At 42.6% G+C, this 18,669-nt stretch carries 11 protein-coding genes; 7 read left to right on the top strand and 4 right to left on the bottom strand.

All coding sequences use genetic code 11. The features are described 5' to 3' along the window. Window positions 1–247: 247 nt before the first annotated feature. Window positions 248–3,379, bottom strand: a complete 3,132-nt coding sequence (locus tag DWX23_RS13135; RefSeq protein ID WP_122374818.1) for a DUF6383 domain-containing protein — start codon at window positions 3,377–3,379, stop codon at window positions 248–250. Window positions 3,380–4,040: 661 nt separating this feature from the next. Between DWX23_RS13135 and DWX23_RS13125 the strand changes: the two genes are divergently transcribed. From DWX23_RS13125 to DWX23_RS13100, 6 genes are all read left to right on the top strand, one after another. Further along, a complete protein-coding gene (locus DWX23_RS13125; protein WP_122351868.1) occupies window positions 4,041–4,682 on the top strand; it encodes an HU family DNA-binding protein in 642 nt (213 codons plus the stop codon). Window position 4,683: 1 nt separating this feature from the next. Beyond that, the gene (locus DWX23_RS13120; protein ID WP_122374816.1) at window positions 4,684–5,670 is read left to right on the top strand and encodes a GSCFA domain-containing protein; all 987 of its coding nucleotides are present in this window, start codon (window positions 4,684–4,686) and stop codon (window positions 5,668–5,670) included. A gap of 3 nt (window positions 5,671–5,673) precedes the next feature. Continuing rightward, the gene (locus DWX23_RS13115; RefSeq protein WP_122374815.1) at window positions 5,674–8,139 is read left to right on the top strand and encodes a bifunctional UDP-N-acetylmuramoyl-tripeptide:D-alanyl-D-alanine ligase/alanine racemase; all 2,466 of its coding nucleotides are present in this window, start codon (window positions 5,674–5,676) and stop codon (window positions 8,137–8,139) included. A 158-nt stretch (window positions 8,140–8,297) separates the two neighbouring features. Next, entirely contained in the window at window positions 8,298–9,155 is an 858-nt protein-coding gene (locus tag DWX23_RS13110) for an enoyl-ACP reductase (RefSeq protein ID WP_122374814.1), read from the top strand. A 114-nt stretch (window positions 9,156–9,269) separates the two neighbouring features. Continuing rightward, on the top strand, window positions 9,270–9,875 hold the full coding sequence (locus tag DWX23_RS13105) for an L-threonylcarbamoyladenylate synthase (RefSeq protein WP_122374813.1): 606 nt from the start codon (window positions 9,270–9,272) through the stop codon (window positions 9,873–9,875). A gap of 51 nt (window positions 9,876–9,926) precedes the next feature. Continuing rightward, entirely contained in the window at window positions 9,927–11,183 is a 1,257-nt protein-coding gene (locus DWX23_RS13100; RefSeq protein WP_122374812.1) for a hypothetical protein, read from the top strand. 91 nt (window positions 11,184–11,274) lie between these two features. Here DWX23_RS13100 and DWX23_RS13095 read toward each other — a convergent pair whose 3' ends face one another. Together DWX23_RS13095 and DWX23_RS13090 are read right to left on the bottom strand one after the other, a co-directional pair. Continuing rightward, window positions 11,275–12,930 (bottom strand): SusD/RagB family nutrient-binding outer membrane lipoprotein, encoded by a 1,656-nt coding sequence (locus DWX23_RS13095; protein ID WP_122374811.1) that lies wholly within the window; start codon window positions 12,928–12,930, stop codon window positions 11,275–11,277. Between the two features lie 12 nt (window positions 12,931–12,942). After that, window positions 12,943–15,975: a SusC/RagA family TonB-linked outer membrane protein gene (locus tag DWX23_RS13090; RefSeq protein WP_122374810.1), complete on the bottom strand. Its 3,033-nt coding sequence runs from the start codon at window positions 15,973–15,975 to the stop codon at window positions 12,943–12,945. A 389-nt stretch (window positions 15,976–16,364) separates the two neighbouring features. On the opposite strand from DWX23_RS13090, the gene dgt reads away from it, so the two are divergent. Beyond that, the gene (gene dgt, locus DWX23_RS13085) at window positions 16,365–17,690 is read left to right on the top strand and encodes a dGTP triphosphohydrolase (protein ID WP_122351876.1); all 1,326 of its coding nucleotides are present in this window, start codon (window positions 16,365–16,367) and stop codon (window positions 17,688–17,690) included. Here the strand turns inward: dgt and rsgA are convergent. Beyond that, a complete protein-coding gene (gene rsgA, locus DWX23_RS13080) occupies window positions 17,687–18,619 on the bottom strand; it encodes a ribosome small subunit-dependent GTPase A (protein ID WP_122374809.1) in 933 nt (310 codons plus the stop codon). The two genes, dgt and rsgA, sit on opposite strands and share 4 nt — an antisense overlap. Between the last annotated feature and the right edge of the window lie 50 nt (window positions 18,620–18,669).

Below are 18,669 nucleotides of genomic sequence, written 5' to 3'. Positions count from 1 at the left end.
AACCTATTTCGTCATGTAAAATAACTACAAGCAACAAAGCCTCCACGATACATGATCGCAGAGGCTGTTTTTTTCTGTATTCCTTCCTCACGGGAGAAATTACAGTAAGAACTTTATTTTATTACTTAATATTAATAACCACTTGTTCGCCTGTCACAGGGTAATTGATGGGATAGTAGAGACGTTGAATACAACGTCTCTACACCACCTCGTGGAAATTTTAGAATTATTTTTGATTATAAATCTCTTATTTTACGATTGCTTTAACAGCAGCTTCACCTTCAACAGCTACAACAACTACACCTGCAGGAACAGAGATTGTAGCGTTGTCAGAAGAAAGAACTGTGTTAGCGATTGTCTGGCCAAGAACGTTGCTGATAGCAACTTTCTTACCTTCTGCACCCTTAATGATTACGGCACCGCTAGTAGCAACTACTGATACTTCAGAAGTGCTGATACCTTCATTGTCTGTTGCCATATCGTCTGCAGCACCCTTTTCGATGTTGAAGATCAGGGCTGCATCACCACCAGTCTTAGCATCATCGAAAGAAGCATCCATATCAGACAATACCAAGCAGTTATTTTGGTTTTTGATCCATGCTGCATTCTTCGGAGCAATAGCAGATTCAGCATTTGATTCGATCAAGAACGCGCGATCTTCCTCTACTTCGTTAGCAGCCTTAGCCGGATCGATATAACGGAATGACCAAGTATAGTTATGATGTTTATCATCCTTAACAGCAGCTTTCATGTTGATAGAAGAGATCTGTTTAGCTTTCAAAGCAGCCTTAACATTATCCATTTTCAAGTCTTTAGTTGCAACATCTGCAAATTCGTTACCCAAAACATAGATTACGCTATCCTGTTCTACTGCATCAACGAAACCTACGCGAACATATTTACCGAATTTGTACAGTTGTTCTTCTGTAACAACATTTGCATCTGTAGAGTCAGCGAAGCTAACCAACAGTTTGTAACGGTTGAATCCTTCTACAGCCGGAGTTGCGTGGATACAATCTTCAGGTCCGCATTCTTCGCCGGCAGCATTCATGTGCTTGTGATTAGTTGCATCACAAGGAATATTTTCAGAACCTTCATTTACAGTTTCGCCTACATAGATCAGGTATTGCGGTTTGATCTGATACTGTGCAGATTTACCAATGTTGAACGGACGTACATTGAATGACAGACCAGCTGCAGCAATATTAGCAGCGCCGATACCTAAGTAGTTCATACCTTCACGCTTGAAGTTTATGTTAGTTTCGTCCATTAAGTAGTCATTTACGTATGCTTCTTTGAACTTCAGGAGTTTAGTCGCATCTTCATTACCTTCTACGGCACCATCCAATTCAACATGGTTGAAACGACGATACAGAGGCTGGTCAGCCAAACCGATAGAGAAAGCAGATGTTCTAACTTCATTAATAACCTGCTGTTGCAACAGTGCAGTTAAACTCTGGTCAGCAACACCTGCTTTGAATTTGAATGAACCATTATCTTCCAGCTTAGCAGCATCTACAAATGCATAATAGCAAGTAGCATCCAATTGGTTATTTTCTTTGAAGAAGAATTCGCTTGCAGCAACTTTGTCTGTGATCACAAAGTTATTTTCTTCACCTAATGCGATAGATGCATTTTTAGTGTTGATTGTATAAGCTACTCTCTTCAACTGAGCCAATCCTTTGATTCTTTTTTGAACGTCTGCTGTTACTGTATAACCATAATTAGCAGCAACATTATTACCAATCGGCTTGATTTCAAAATAAGTAGGAGTTTCCTGCAATACATTCAATGTGTTGCTACCAGCCACCTGAGCAATGTATTTCTTCATTGTGTAGGGGTTGAAGTAGTTGAATGCATAGTTAGTGATCATCAATTCATCGTCAGTCAGATATTTGTAACCCAGATGTTCATCTCCTAAGATTTTTGTATCTGTAATCTTAGTAATAACCAAAGAGTCAGTAGTAGAGATAGCTTCACAGAAATATTTAGAAGAACCGGCTGCCTGAGTAAACTGATAAGTTCCATTCAAGCTTGCATATTCACGATTTGTAACATCTACCGGAGAAGTAGCAGAGAAGTATTCAGATGTTTTAGTTTTCAGAACAACCCACTGATAAGCAGGCATGTGGTTAACATTCTGTTCGTTAGCGTCAACGCTTACCCATTCTTCTGTTTCACCGTCGATATGTATCGGAGATGCATAATACTTATTGTTTGTAGCACTCTGGATGAAATATACACCATCTTCTAAAGATACTCTGTCTGTATCGCTTTCTTTACAAGAAGTGAAACCTAATACGATATCAGTTTCTTTCTTTTCACCAATTGTTACGACACGAATTTGATCTGCTTTTACCAAATCCTGAACTGTTACATAGTTAAAATCATCATCATTATCAGTGATAGATGTAGCAGCCGTAGCAGCCCAGCTACCAGCAGTCGGTTCTTTAATGATACTCTTTACCTGAATAACCAAAGAGTCATTTGTCGGGAAATAAGTGAACAAGAACTGACCATGTCCTTCCAAATCGCTATCTTTCAACTCATCCAGATCCTCCATATAATTAAATGCAAGGAACATAGAACCTGTTGTGTTGATGAAAGCAGTATCTACGAATAAAGCTTTATCATCAGCTTTTCTTGTAATATAAACAAAACCGTCTTCTGCATCAGCAGCTAAGAAAGATTCCTGGCTAAACGGATTTTTCAAACTTGTTTTGTTTGCATCCGGAGTAAATTTCAGCGTAACGCCAGCATCTGCCTTCTGGATACCCAGCTTAGTATTGATCTGAGTTGCATTCAAAGTTACAGAATCAGCTTCAACCAAAGAGAAAGAAGTGAAAGTTCCATCAACGACTTTACTTGCTAACTCTTTCTTTAAAGTTACTGCATTATCAGCACCAACAACAAAACCAACAACAGAGTCTGTTGTAAAATAAGAATACAAAGACTTGTTAGATTGCAATGTTTCATAAGTAGAAGAAAATGCCCAACCACTGATTTCACCACCAACTTCAGGAGCAGCAGTTGTTACTGTGGCACCAGCTGCAAATTCTTCCATTGTAATGGCCAGCAACGCTTCAGCACCTTTGTTTACAAAGTCAAAATAAGGTGCTTTTCCCTTATTTTCTTCTGTAACAGTAACACACCACAAAGTACTCGCTACATTGTCTGCTTCAATAGAAGGAACAGCGACCAACTTTCCGTCAGCATTAACCGACAAAAACTGATCACGAGCAGTACCATCACCTACAACCAATTGATACAAACCACTATTGGTTCCTTCAACTAAAGAAGTAACGTTATCTGCTGCAAAAACAGATGTTGCACCTAACAATGCTACACCTGCAAAAAGAGTAGAAAACTTTTTGTTCATAATAAATAATTTAATATTAATACTAAAGTGTAATAAGTTCAATTCACAATTGAAACGCCTCACTCCCCTTAAAAATGGCGAGTTTAAACGTTCCTTTAATCTCGCCATTTTTTTAGAGGGCATTTCCTTTCGTTTGTGAAAGCCCCCGTTTTGTACATTGTTTGCTATTCAATTGATAAGAAAGCATATAGACGAATAAAAAATATCTTAAAAAGAATGGTTGATACGAAACTAATTCTTACTTTTGTTGACGAGAAAAAAGGAACGATTAAATTCGTCACTTCGTTATTCCACTCATATTTCTATTTTTCAGCTAATTACACACATATTTTATTCTATTGTATAGCAATTAATATAATGTACGCCCGTACATCTATATATATAACTATACTCCTTTTCTTTCAGCACCTTACAACACTTCACAAATAACCCGGCAGAAGCAAGAAAAAACCACCGGACAATTAATTCTTTATATCAGGAGATTTATTACCTTTGGTACGGACTTTTAAATAAGTAAGGAATACATTGCGAAAATGAAAAGCATACCTTACTTATTTGCATCCTTAACCTTACTTTTATGAAGAGAATTTATTTCATAAATAAGATTAGGGAGGAAAATCCTTAATAGTTACGACGTTAAACCTTAAACAGAAGGAAGTGTATGAGTATTGAATACGACTTATTTGCCAATCCTCCCAAAAACGGGGAAGAGAAGCCGACGTTACATGCCAGAGCTATCAATATCCAGACCGTCAACACCAACGAGCTGGCACGGATGATCGAAAGCATGAGTACCTTTACGTCTGCCGATATCAAGGGAGCCATCAAAGCGATCTGCGAACAATTGTTCTTCTGCCTAAGCAACAGTCAGAGCGTACATCTGGAAGGGATCGGAACGTTTTCCGTAACACTGAGATGCAAGCAACAGGTGGAAAATAAAAAAGATATCCGGTCGGCATCCATCGAGTTCAAGAACATAGAGTTCCGTGCTGATCCGGAAATGAAGAAGCGTTTCCGGGGCGTACGCATCGAACGGCGGCAAGGGACCAGCGAGAAAAAAAACTACAATTCGGATATCCGGCAGAAACGTATCCTGTGGTATATAAAGAACTACGGAACGATCAACCTGACAGTAGCAGCCAGCCTGAACCAGTGTACACGTCAGAAGACTAAAAAGGACCTGGAACAGCTACTGGAAGACAACCAGATACAAAAAAACTGGTGCGGGAAACGGGCGTTCTATATCAGACGTTCGGCACAACAACCACCGACAGATCCGTTACCAAACGATCCAACAGAATAATATGGAACTATACACTGCAATCCAACTACCCAAGCCGCCTTTCCGCTTTTCGTGGCAGGAACATACGCTGTTGCTCGGCTCCTGCTTTGCAGAAAATATCGGGACGAAGCTGGCTGAGAACCGGTTCAATGTCGACATTAATCCGTTCGGGACACTGTATAATCCGGCATCCATCGCAGCGGCGTTACGCAGGTTGCTGCATCCGGAGCGGTTCACTTCCAACGATCTGTTCCGTCACGAAGGCGTATTTCACAGCTTTACGCACCACAGCCGCTTTTCTTCCACTTCGGAAACGGAATGCCTGGAGAATATAAACGACAGGCTGTTTGCTTCGGCGGGAGAACTCCGGGAGACGAAATACATCGTGGTTACCTTGGGGACAGCTTATGTCTACCGGTTGAAAAGTACGGGCGAAGTGGTGGCAAACTGCCATAAACTACCCGAAAAGATGTTCGACCGCTCGATGTTATCCGTAGCAGAAATCGTGTCGGAATGGAAAGAACTGTTGCTTTCCCTTTGGGAGCAATGCCCGGAACTGAAGATTCTTTTCACCGTCAGCCCTATCCGTCACTGGAAAGACGGGGCACATGGGAACCAGCTCAGTAAAGCGACTCTACTGCTGGCTGTCAATACGCTTCAAACGACCTATCCTGAACGTATCGCTTACTTCCCTGCCTACGAGATCATGATGGACGAGCTGCGCGATTACCGCTTCTATGCCAACGACATGCTACACCCTTCGGAGCTGGCTGTTGATTATATTTGGCAACGTTTTACAGAAAATTTCTTATCCGATGAAACGAAAGGTTTTCTTAAAGAATGGGCAGAGATACAAAAGGCTATTAATCACCGCCCGTTTCAACCCGAAAGTGAAGCCTATAAACGTTTCATCTCGCAAACTTTGTTAAAGATGGAACGAATTAACGAGAAATTTCCTTCCTTTGATAGTACAAAAGAGATGGAAATAATAAAGTCTAAACTAATGTAAAAAATGGAATACTCGATAAAAGAAATAGTAGGAGTTATTGGTGCCAAAGCAAGAAACCTACAAGATAGTACCATTAGTATCTTGCTGACTGACAGTCGCCGGCTTTCTTTTCCGGAACAAAGTCTCTTCTTTGCCCTAAAGACAAAGACCAACGACGGACACAGATATATAAAAGAGCTCTATAAACTGCGCGTCCGCAATTTTGTAGTGAGCGAAATGCTTCCGGAGTTCGAATCTCTTCAGGAAGCGAACTTCCTGGTGGTCAAAGACACGTTGAAAGCACTTCAAAAGCTGGCGATCTATCACCGGAAGCGGTTTAATATCCCCGTAATAGGTATTACAGGAAGTAACGGAAAGACGATCGTAAAGGAGTTTCTTTATCAGCTGTTGCATAAGGAATTCAATATTGTCCGTTCGCCGCGCAGCTACAACTCGCAGCTGGGTGTGCCGCTGTCTGTCTGGCAGATGAGCGACAAGAATACGCTGGGTATCTTTGAAGCGGGTATTTCACAGCCGGACGAGATGGAAAACCTTCGCCCGATCATTGCCCCAACCATCGGTGTCATTACTAATATAGGAGAGGCGCATCAGGAAAATTTCATTTCTACTACCCAGAAATGCCTGGAAAAGCTGACGCTGTTCAACGACTGCGAAGCAATCATATATGACGGTGACGACGCTTTCATCTCCAACTGCATCGAATCGGCCTGCCTTTCGCACAAGGCAATAGCCTGGAGCCGGACAGACTCGGAAGCACCGCTTTATATCGAAACGATCGAGAAAAAAGAATCGGAAACGATCATCCGTTGCACGCTGCTCGGACTGACTCAGAAATATGTCATTCCTTTCATCGACGACGCTTCCATCGAGAATGTCATCCACTGCCTGGCGGTAATGCTTTACTTAAAGCCCACCAGTGTAAATGACGCTCATAAATTTACACAGCTGGAACCTGTCGCCATGCGCCTGGACGTTAAGCAGGGTATCAACAACTGCATACTGATCAACGATACATATAATTCGGATATCAACTCGCTGGACATCGCCCTCGACTTCCAGCAGAGCCGTCATGTGGATAAGAGCCTCAAGTGTACGCTGATCCTTTCCGATATCCTGCAATCGGGCACTCTGCCTAAATCGCTTTATAAAAAGGTGGCCGACCTGGTACGGCGTAAAAACATAGACCGTATTATCGGCATCGGACGGGATCTGAAAGAATATGGCAATGCATTCGATATAGAAAAGGAATTCTACCTGAGTACGGATGATTTCCTTAAATCGCCGACCTTTAAGAATTTCAGGGACGAACTGATACTGATAAAAGGTTCGCGCCATTTCCATTTCGAACGTATCTCCGAATTATTGGAAAAGAAAGTACACGAAACGATACTCGAGGTAAATCTGGATGCCGTTGTACACAATTTCAACTATTACCGTTCGAAGCTGAGACCGGAGACCAAAATGGTCTGCATGGTAAAAGCATTCGGATACGGTGCCGGTTCATACGAATTGGCCAAGACATTACAGGAGCATCGTTGCGATTACCTTGCCGTTGCGGTAGCCGATGAAGGGGCGGAGCTTCGGAAAGAAGGTATTTCGATCCCCATCATCGTTATGAATCCGGAGTTCAGCAGTTTCAATGTATTATTTGAAAACAATCTGGAGCCGGAGATATACAGTTTCCGCCTGTTGGATGCCATGATCAAGGAAACGGAACGCCGGGGGATTACCTCCTACCCGATCCACATCAAGATAGATACGGGAATGCACCGTTTGGGATTCCAGCCGGGCGACGTCCCTGCCATCTGCGAACGGTTGAGAGAACAAAGCGGCGTTACGGCACGTTCTGTCTTCTCCCATCTGGTGGGCAGCGATTCGTCTGTCTTCGATGACTTCACAAAGAAACAACTGGATACATTTACCCTGGCTGCCGCCGAACTGGAGAACGGCTTGGAATATAAGGTTATCAAACATATCCTGAACTCAGCCGGGATCGAACGTTTTACGGACTATCAGATGGATATGGTCCGCCTGGGAATCGGCTTATACGGAGTCAGTGCTTCAGGCATGAAAGGGTTACGCAACGTCAGTACCCTGCGCACCACTATCCTTCAGATACAACAAGTACCGGCAGGCGATTCTATCGGTTACAGTCGCCGGACCTACGTTGATCGCAATTCGCGCATTGCCATCATCCCGATCGGTTATGCCGATGGGCTGGACCGCCATTTCAGTAACCGGGGAGGCGAGGTGTTCATCAATGGGAAACGTTGCCCGATCGTCGGAAACATCTGTATGGATGCCTGCATGATCGACGTCACCGATACAAATGCCCAGGAAGGCGATCCGGTGATTGTCTTCGGAGAAGAGTTACCGGTCAGTGAACTTTCCGACAAGTTAAAAACAATACCTTACGAGATTCTGACGTCAGTGTCTCCACGGGTAAAAAGGGTATATTACAGAGAATAACGTTCTGAACATAAACGATAAACCCGGATACAGATTTTGTATCCGGGTTTATCGTTTTATAACCATTTCACGCATTAGTTATACAGCAAAGCCGGACATAAATTGTTTATCTTGCACAAATTGTGTACTTTTGTGCCGTAAATAAATTAAATAAAGGTATGAGTCATAATTTATTGAAAGGTAAAAGAGGCATTATCTTCGGCGCGCTGAATGAAATGTCTATTGCCTGGAAAGTGGCAGAAAAGGCTGTAGAAGAAGGCGCAACCATTACATTGAGTAATACACCGGTTGCAGTACGTATGGGCGAAGTCGATGCCCTGGCTAAGAAGCTGAATGCTGAAGTTCTGCCGGCAGACGCTACAAACGTAAAAGATTTGGAAACGGTATTCTCCAGATCAGTAGAAATACTGGGAGGAAAAATAGATTTCGTATTGCACTCAATCGGCATGAGCCCGAACGTGCGCAAGAAACGTACATATGATGACCTGGATTACGATATGTTGGATAAGACACTGGATATCTCCGCTGTCTCTTTCCATAAGATGCTTCAGGTAGCTAAAAAGCAGGATGCTATCGCCCAGGGCGGTTCCGTACTTGCTTTATCGTATGTGGCAGCACAGCGTACTTTCTTCGGTTATAACGACATGGCGGATGCCAAGAGCTTGCTGGAATCGATTGCACGCAGCTTCGGCTATATTTATGGACGCGAAAAGGGAGTGCGTATCAACACCATCTCCCAGTCACCGACCATGACAACCGCCGGTAGCGGAGTAAAAGGCATGGAACACCTGTTGGACTTCTCCGACAAGATGAGTCCGCTGGGAAATGCAACGGCAGAAGAATGCGCAGATTATTGCGTAATGATGTTCTCCGACCTTACCCGTAAGGTAACGATGCAGAACCTATACCACGACGGTGGCTTCTCAAGCATGGGCATGAGCCTTCGAGCCATGAACCAGTATAGCAAAGGATTAGAAGAATTTACCGACGAGAACGGCAACATAATTTACGGCTAAGCCGTAAAAGTTGACAGTTGACAGATGACAGTTGACAGATATGTGGCTTTCAGCCGATTAATTTTCTTGTTTTAACTGTCAACTGTCACTTGTCAACTATCAACTGAAAAAACTATGCTAATAAAGATTTACCCTGAAAATCCCAATTCCAGGGAAATAGACAAAGTGATCGGTGTTCTCCGTGACGGAGGTCTGGTCATTTATCCGACCGATACGGTATATGCGATCGGCTGTGACGCACTGAATGTCCGTGCCGTTGAAAAGATATGCCAAATGAAAGGGATCAACCCGCAAAAGAGTAACCTTTCCATCATCTGTTATGATCTTTCCAATCTGAGTGAATATGCCAAAGTAAGCAATTCAGCTTTCAAGCTGATGAAAAAACACTTGCCCGGTCCTTTCACTTTTATTCTTCCGACAAGTAGCGAATTACCGAAAATATATAAGAACAGGAAAGAAGTTGGCATCCGTGTACCGGACAATAATATCATCCGTACGTTGGTCAAAGAGTTGGGAAACCCGATACTGACCATGTCCGTACATGACGATGACGATATGATCGAGTATTCCACCGATCCCGAACTGATCTACGAAAAGTATGAGAATACGGTAGATATCGTGATCGACGGTGGTTACGGTGGTTTTGAGGCCTCGACAGTAGTAGACTGCACGACAGACGATTTCGAAATTATACGTCAGGGTAAAGGAATATTAGAATAGTTTTCTGCATTTCCTGATTATTCTTTATATTTGAAAATAATCAGGAAACATATGAAACAGATCTGCAAACTTTTCTTTTTGTTAGCCTTATTCCCTCTTTGCATAAATGCCCAGCATAAGGCTTATCATTTTGACCGGAACGGAATAGACCGGGAAGTACTGGAAAACTATCTGGACCGTTCCATCACGCTCTCCTGTGTATTGGTACCGGGTAAAAACAATCCGGATCTTTATACGGATGATATCCGCATGATCAAAAACACCGGAGCCAAGTTCATCGGCCGTGCCATCTTCCGTTGGGAAAACGAACATATTCTCAACGATCCGGGCTTTTGGACGAAAGCCCAATCGATCATACAGGAATTACATGCTTACGACCCGGATATCATCTTTCAGGCTTGCCTGTTCGAAGCCATTTCCGAAGATGTCAACACAATACCTATTCCCGACTGGGTATTCCAATCATACGGTCTACAACCGGAAAAGCGCAACTTCTCTTATAAAGACATGTTGAGCCAGGAAGGTAAATATGTAGATCACTGGCACAAAGGAGGAAGCGTACCGGATATCAGCCGTACCGAAACACAGTTATGGTTTCAATACCTGGCCTGTTCATTCATCAACATCGGCTGTGAAGCCTTCCACCTGGGACAGATCGAACTGATAGGCATGCATGACCCTCAACGGGAACACTGGACAGACGTAATCGGCCATATCCGCGATTATGCCGCCAGCCACGCCCGCCGCCATTGGGTTCTTCTCGATGCCCATACACCTAAAGGAGGCATGTTGAAAGACGGTAAAAGCCTGATCGACTTCAATTCATTTCCCATGCGCATCTGTGCCATTCCTGAAAATATAAAAGAGGGTGAGGCACAACGAGCGGAATTACGCATCAACCATCTGGACGGCATTTACGGGAAAAGCCAGGGATGCAAAACACCCAGCGGTTGGGAATGCGAATCGCTTCCGTATCTGGTGGAGATAGACAACTACGGCCATGAAGAGCCGGTCAATACTGCCGATACGACTTCTTATTTTCCATGGGGTTGGGACGAGATATCCTGGTATGCCAAACAACCGGAATCCTACCGGAATGACTGGCTTAGATATGCCTGGCAGTGGATCAAACAGACCGATCCGAACGGACATATCGAAATGCCTGGCCTAAGAGGCATCTGTTGTCCGAATGAGACGCAAAACACCTACAGGGCCAATACACGTAGCAAGGTTTGCCCGGCAGGTTACAATCAGGAGGAAACGATCAAAGCCATCTGGGCCTCCGATATACCAAACTCTACCCGATAAGATAATTCCTATTATAAAAGAGAAAGGCTTCCAGCCCTGATAGAGCCGGAAGCCTTTCTTATTTTATCCAATTCAATATGATATATGTAAATTAGAAGTTTCCTACATTTGCCTTATCCCACCAAACGCGAGTACCGCCGATATCACCGGAAAAGTTAGAGCTGGAGTTTTCCTGGTTCAAGATCTGAATACCCTTCTGCAACTCGTCATTATTCGTATTGATTTCTACTTCCGAATAGATCAAACGACGGATTTGTTCATCTGTATCAATTGTTCCGTTACTGCTGTTCACACGGTTAGGGAACAATTTAGGATAACCTGTACGACGATATTCAGCCCAGGCTTCTGTTGATAACGGGAAGTTTGCAATCCATTTCTGTGTAATGATACGTTGCAGTTTATCTTCCTTGCTGGCACTTTCATCCCATTTAACCGGAACTGTGTTCATTGCTTTAATACTATTCTGCGCATCAACAGGATCAACAAAGTCAGCCTGAAGAGTCGTTCCATTAATATAAGCATCGATTTCTTCGTCAGAAATGGAAGTCACACCCGCATAAACACCTTTGTACTTCAATTCATTCTTAATAGAAAGACGGATACCTTCTTCATACAATTCCTTAGCATTACCACCCATATTCCAACCGCGCAAAGCTCCTTCAGCACGCAGGAAATAAGATTCTGCAGCCTTCATGACCGGCATCGGAGTCGAATAAGTACATACCAGATTGGAGAAATTACCCCACTGGTTCGGTTTATTCGGCAGATTACAGCCACCACGGATACCCAAGTACTTGGAGTCTTTAGCTACAACTACTTTATCTCCGTTTTTGATATCATTTGTATTCTTTGTAATATACAGAGCAATACGCGGATCATTATAACCTTCCAAAATAGTAACCAGGTTTGCATTAACACCGCAGTCACCCCATTCGAACATACGAGTCAATTCGTTGCTCAAACCCTGATCGATCAGGATATCTTTATCAGCAGCAGTCAACACACCGCCGGCAACAGCTTCTTCCGCTTTCTGTTTAGCCAGAGTCGGGTCTGCCTTTACGATACGCATTGCCAGACGCAGCTTGAACTGATTGGCTACCTTCACCCACAATTCACGATTTCCCTGACACCAATAATCGAACTGCTGCATATTTGACACCTCCGATGTTCCGGTCTTAAAGCCGGTAATCGCTTCGTCGAGTAAAGTAAACATGGCTTTATAAATGCTTTCCTGCGGATCATAATAGAAAGAGACATCGTTCCCATCCAGTACAGACTGATAAGCAACCGGTCCGTAAGAGTCCGTCATGGTAGATAATGCATACACCTGAACCACACGCATAATAGCTGCATAATCGACAAGACCTTTCTCGTCGCAAGTCTTGATCAAACGACGTGTATTGTTGAATATATGCAGATTGAAGTTTTCATACATACCTCCGCAAAAACCACGGTTCAGCTTATAATCGACATTACCGTTACCACCAAAATTATGCGGAGTCATGAAATAACCACCGAACAAGTCCGTACTCAGGTTAGTCCAGTACTGGAACATATTTTGCTGAGGAGCATACACATAAGTGATCGGCTCAACAAACTGGGATTCAAACGGTAAATTATCCGGATCCACCTCATATTTATTCGTGTTCAGATCTTCAAAACTATCGGTACAGCCAGTCATCATAGAACCAGCAGTCAACGTAAGAGCTGAAGCGATAGCATATGTCAAAAATTTATTCATTTTCATAGGGACTAAGATTTAGAAATTAAGTTTTAAATTAAGACCAAAGCTACGAGATGTAGGTAATGAGAACATATCGAATCCCTGCCATCCGTTGTTTGTAGAAGCAGAAACATCCGGATCCATCGGAGCATCTTTATAGAAGAAGAATAAATTACGTCCAATCAGAGAAGCATTCAGGTTCTTACCTGCTCCAAACAGGTTACGGAATGTATAACCGAACGACAATTCACGCAAACGAACATTTGTTGCATCGTAAATATACAGTCCATTTGCATACTGTGAATTAAAGTTTGTTGCACCAGTTGTTGAATAGAACTTCTGAGGATCGAAGGATACTCCGTCAAACATGACTGCCCCTGCATCACGAGCAGCAGCAGAACGTTCTGAAACGCCCCAACCATCCAATGTAGCTTCTGTCATCGACATTACTTTACCACCGACTTTTGCATCAATCAGGAATGACAATGTAAAGTCTTTATAATGGAACGTGTTTGTCCAGCCCATGTTTACTTTCGCATTCATATCGCCTGCATATTCCAGATCGGCAATACCGTCACCGCCTAATTGAGGAGCACCATTTTCAATAACCGGTTTACCGTTATCATCTCTTTTCACTTGACGAACATACAAGTCACCGTAATGTCCACCCTCTTTCAAGATCACTTTAGCACCGCCATAATTGGCCAATGACAAACCGTCCGGCAATTCCTTAACCAACTCTTTAATCTTATTGGTATTATAAGCAAAATTGAAGTTCGTTGTCCAGCTGAAATTATCTGTAAACTGGTTATACCAACCTAAAACAACTTCAAAACCTGAGTTTTCCACGTTTCCTGCATTTACATAACGTTGTCTCAGACCAGTTTCCCAAGGAGCATCGATTGCAAAGAACTGGTTCTTTGTGTTTGTTTTATAATAAGTCAGGTTTACATTCAAACGGTTACGGAAGAATGTTCCATCAAAACCAACTTCCAGAGAGTTTGTTTTTTCAGGTTTCAATGTCTTGAATGGAGCTTTTTCAGGAGGAGTAATAGAACCCTGGTCTTTCAAAGTATAACGCAGGTTAGTCATAAAGACCGGAACATCATTACCCACCATTGAATAAGAAGCACGGAGTTTGAACATATCCACATTTTTACCAAAATCGATAAACTTATCCAACAAGGCACTTGCACCGACAGACGGGTAGAAGAATGAAACACCGTCAGTGAATGCCAGAGCAGAAGACCAGTCATTACGAGCCGTTACATCCAGAAACAGACCTTCTTTGTAACCGAACTGAGCGGTTGCAAAAACAGAATTCAAACGTTTTTCCGATAATGTTTCCGTAGTTCTGGTCTTGTAATAGTTGGCCGGAGAGAAAATATTCGGATAATACGTATTACCTGTAGGTTTACCATCAACAACAGAGAACTTAGCACCATCACCAATAATTTCTATACTGGAAGAGTTTGTCTTTGTGAAACTGCTACCAGCCGTTACTGACAAAGAATAATCTTCATCCCATATTTTATTATAACTTACCAATACGTCACCATACATCTGTTCACTGAACACACGGTTATCTTTTATCTGTCCCATTGCGTTACGGCCACCGGTACTGGAAGCATATTCATTCTGGATGAATTTATCTTCACCACGTTCATAACGCAAACGTCCTGTAACAGAAAGTCCGGTCATAATATCATATTTCACGCTACCACCAAATTCGTAACGGTTACGATCAGAAACAGGAGTTTGTCTGTTCAGCATCCAATACGGGTTAGAGAACTGTTCCTGGCCCAGGTTCGTCCAGTTCTGAATATTCGTATTCAATGATGGATCATACACTTCAAAGTTATTCTTGTAACCATTCCAATCTTCACCTCTCGGGAACAGATAAGCACCGGTAATCGGGTTACCCAGGAAACCAGCCATAGCTTGGTTCTCGATATGTTGGTTATTATAACGAGCACTTACATCGACATGTACTTTCTGCCATAAATGGAAACCGACCTTAGCCAACAAGTTGTGACTCATATAATCATTCTTCGGCATAATACCATTGGAAGCCACATTTGCATAAGAAAAATAAGACGAGATATTATCGTTACCACCAGCCAAAGAGATGGAGTTATTGGTGGTGAAACCCGGTCTGTAAAATTCCTTTGCATAATTAGGTGCTTTAGAAGATAATTTGTTACCCCAGCTATAAGTACCTTCATCACTCATACCGTATGAACTCTGAAACTTAGGGAGAGTCATCGCTGTCTCAACGGTTGTATTACTTGATACGTTGATAGCCACTTTACCTGCCTGAGAAGATTTAGTTGTAATCATAATGGCACCATTGGCAGCAACAGCACCATACAATGCAGCAGCAGAAGCTCCTTTCAATAAAGTGATCTGAGCAATATCGTCCGGGTTGATTGTCGACATGGCATCACCGCCGTCACGTTGGCTACCATATACCATATCCACCTGGGAGGTTGATACATTCATCATCAAAGGTACACCATCCACTACTACCAACGGCTGGTTGCTACCACTTATAGATTTATTACCACGGAACAAAATCTTGGATGCACCACCTGCACCGGTCGAGTTCGGAGTGATCTGCAAACCGGCACTCTTTCCTTGCAAAGAGTTAATCATGTTTACATTCTTGATCTCGTTTAAGTCCTTGCCTCCAACTGTTTGGGCAGCATAAGTCAAAGTCTTAGACTCACGTTTGATACCCAACGCAGTTACAACAACTTCACCTAATTGTTCAGAATCAGAAACCATAGAGACATTGATAACGGTACGTCCGTTAACCGGTTCCTCTATTGTTTTCATACTTAAATAAGAAAAGACTAAAATTGCATTACTGCCTACATCCAGGGAGTATTTTCCATCCAAATCAGTTACAGTACCGATAGTAGTACCTTTTTGTAACACATTAACGCCAGCGAGAGGTTCATTCAAATCTTTGTCCATTACAACACCGCTTACTTTTCCTTGTGCCCAAAGCACATTCGTACATATCCCGATGCAGAATAGTACTAACATAACAAAGCTCTTTCTCATACAGACAGATTGTTTAGGTTTGACAATAAATAATTTTTCATAATACACTTTTTTAAATCCGGTTAATTTATTAACGGTTGTATCCAATTAACTTCAGGTTACACAGAGTTCTACAAGAACTACGTTACATAGAGTGGTTCGCTTTGATATAATCGAGAAACAAACAGCAAATATTAATATTTTAATGGTTAAATATATCTAAATTTCACTTTTGTATTGAACATTCAGCCTTAAATATCACTTATTAATAAAATTATTAAATACATTTGTATTCAAAGTACAATAGTTCTTGTAGGACTTACCCCCTTTACAAATAAAGTCTAGCCCAAATACTAAAACCGTATCCACATTTTAATTACCTTTGTAGAACTACATTATTAATTTGAACTATGGACTGGACCCAATTATTATCAGGTAAACGCTTTGGAATGGAAGAGTATCACGAACGTAAACACGAACGTACCGACTTCCAGCGGGATTATGACCGTTTAATTTTCTCCTCCCCTTTCCGCAGATTACAGAACAAAACGCAGGTGTTCCCCTTACCGGGAAGCATTTTCGTACACAACCGTTTGACACACAGCCTTGAAGTATCCTGTGTAGGCCGTTCATTAGGTAATAATGTATCCAAAGGATTGATGCAGAAGTATCCCGACGGAAGTATCAATTTTCCGGAAATAGGTTCTATTGTTTCTGCTGCCTGCCTGGCACACGATATGGGAAATCCCCCCTTCGGGCATTCCGGAGAAAGGGCTATCTCCGCTTATTTCCTGGAAGGGAACGGCAGTTATCTGGAAAGTGAGATCCGATCAGCCGGAGGACGCTGGGAAGATTTTCTTCATTTTGAAGGAAACGCCAATGCGATACGCTTGCTTACCCATCAATTCATCGGAAGACGAAAAGGTGGATTTGCTTTAACATACAGCACATTAGCTTCTATCGTCAAATATCCTTATGCATCAGTTTATTCAGGCAAAAAAGGAAAATTCGGCTTTTTCCAGTCTGAAGAAGAGACCTATATGCGTATCGCCACAGAACTCGGCATAAACCGCAATCCGGAAGATGATAACAAATTCGTCCGTTACCCATTGGTTTATCTGGTTGAAGCCGCCGACGATATCTGTTACCAGATCATGGATATAGAAGATGCATGCAAGCTTCATATCCTGACAACCGAAGAGGCTATCCAACTGCTACTAAACTTCTTTGAAGGAGAACGGTTGGATCATATCACCCGTGTCATGAAAATGGTGGACGATACAAACGAACAGATCGCTTATCTCCGCTCTTGCATTATCGGACTTCTGGTAGATGAATGTTCACGCGTTTTCCTGGAAAATGAACAAGGTATACTTGACGGAACTTATAACGCCCCGCTAATAGAGCAGATCGGCGAGCAGGCTAAAGAAGCGTATGCGGCTTGTTCTAAAACGGCTTACAAAAAGATTTACCGTGCAAAAGAAGTTCTGGACATAGAACTGGCGGGGTACCATATTTTCAGTCATCTGATCGACAGCCTGACAGAAGCGGTGATGAACCAAAGTCATGCATACAGTAAGCTATTACTGCAACGTATTCCGGAGCAATACGACACAAACGCACCAACAACTTATGGGAAAATACAATGTGTACTCGATTATATTTCAGGTATGACCGATGTATATGCACTCGACCTTTACCGTAAGATCACAGGCATGAGCCTGCCGGCTGTTTAATAGTCTTCCCGATATTTACTTTCCTCTTTATCCTCCAGGATACTGAGGTAACTCTTATAACGGGATTCGCTGATATAATGTTCTTCAAGTGCCTGCAACACTGCACAACCCGGTTCGTGCCGATGGGAGCAATTACTGAATCTGCAATCTTCGGAAAACTTAAATATTTCGGGGAAATAGTGGGAAATCTCTGCCGTTTCCATTTCGATCGTTCCAAATCCTTTGATCCCCGGAGTGTCGATCAGGTAGCCGCCTTCCGGCAACGGGATCATTTCAGAAAAGGTGGTGGTATGCATTCCTTTATTATGATATTCGGAAATATCACCAGTCCGAAGATTCACACCCGGAACCAGTTTATTGATTATAGTCGATTTTCCGACTCCCGAATGTCCTGATAAAAGCGTTATCTTATCTCTCAAATCATCTCTGAGCGCATCGAGTCCTTCTTCCGTCTTGGCACAGAGAGTGGAACAAGGATAACCGATCGTCGTATATAAATTGATCAAAGCATCCAGATATTCTTTATCTTCGCCTTTGTAACGATCGATCTTATTGAAAACCAATTTGACCGGCACGCGGTAAGCCTCTGCCGTAGCCAGAAAACGGTCGATAAAAACCGTGGTAGTGACAGGATAATTAACAGTCACGATCAGCATAGCCTGATCCAGGTTGGCAGCAATAATATGCGACTGTTTGGATAGATTGGAGGCCCGGCGGATAATATAATTCTTCCGGTCTTCGATCTCGGTAATAAAGGCAGTTCCTTCATTATTGATATTGATATCAACCCGGTCACCGACAGAGACGGGATTCGTGCTGCGGATCTCTTTCAAACGGAAATTTCCTTTTACTTTACTTTCCACATCACGTCCGTCATCGGTACGTACGGTATACCAGCTACCTGTATTCTTTATTACCAGTCCTTTCATTTTCTATTTATTATCTTATAAAAAAAGAAGGGCGAAAAATGTTTCGCCCC

Origin of the sequence: Parabacteroides sp. AF18-52 (genome assembly GCF_003479145.1) — a bacterium.
Lineage (GTDB): Bacteria > Bacteroidota > Bacteroidia > Bacteroidales > Tannerellaceae > Parabacteroides > Parabacteroides faecis.
Note: the sequence above shows the minus strand (reverse complement) of the source record. Positions and strands in the feature narration are given on the sequence as shown.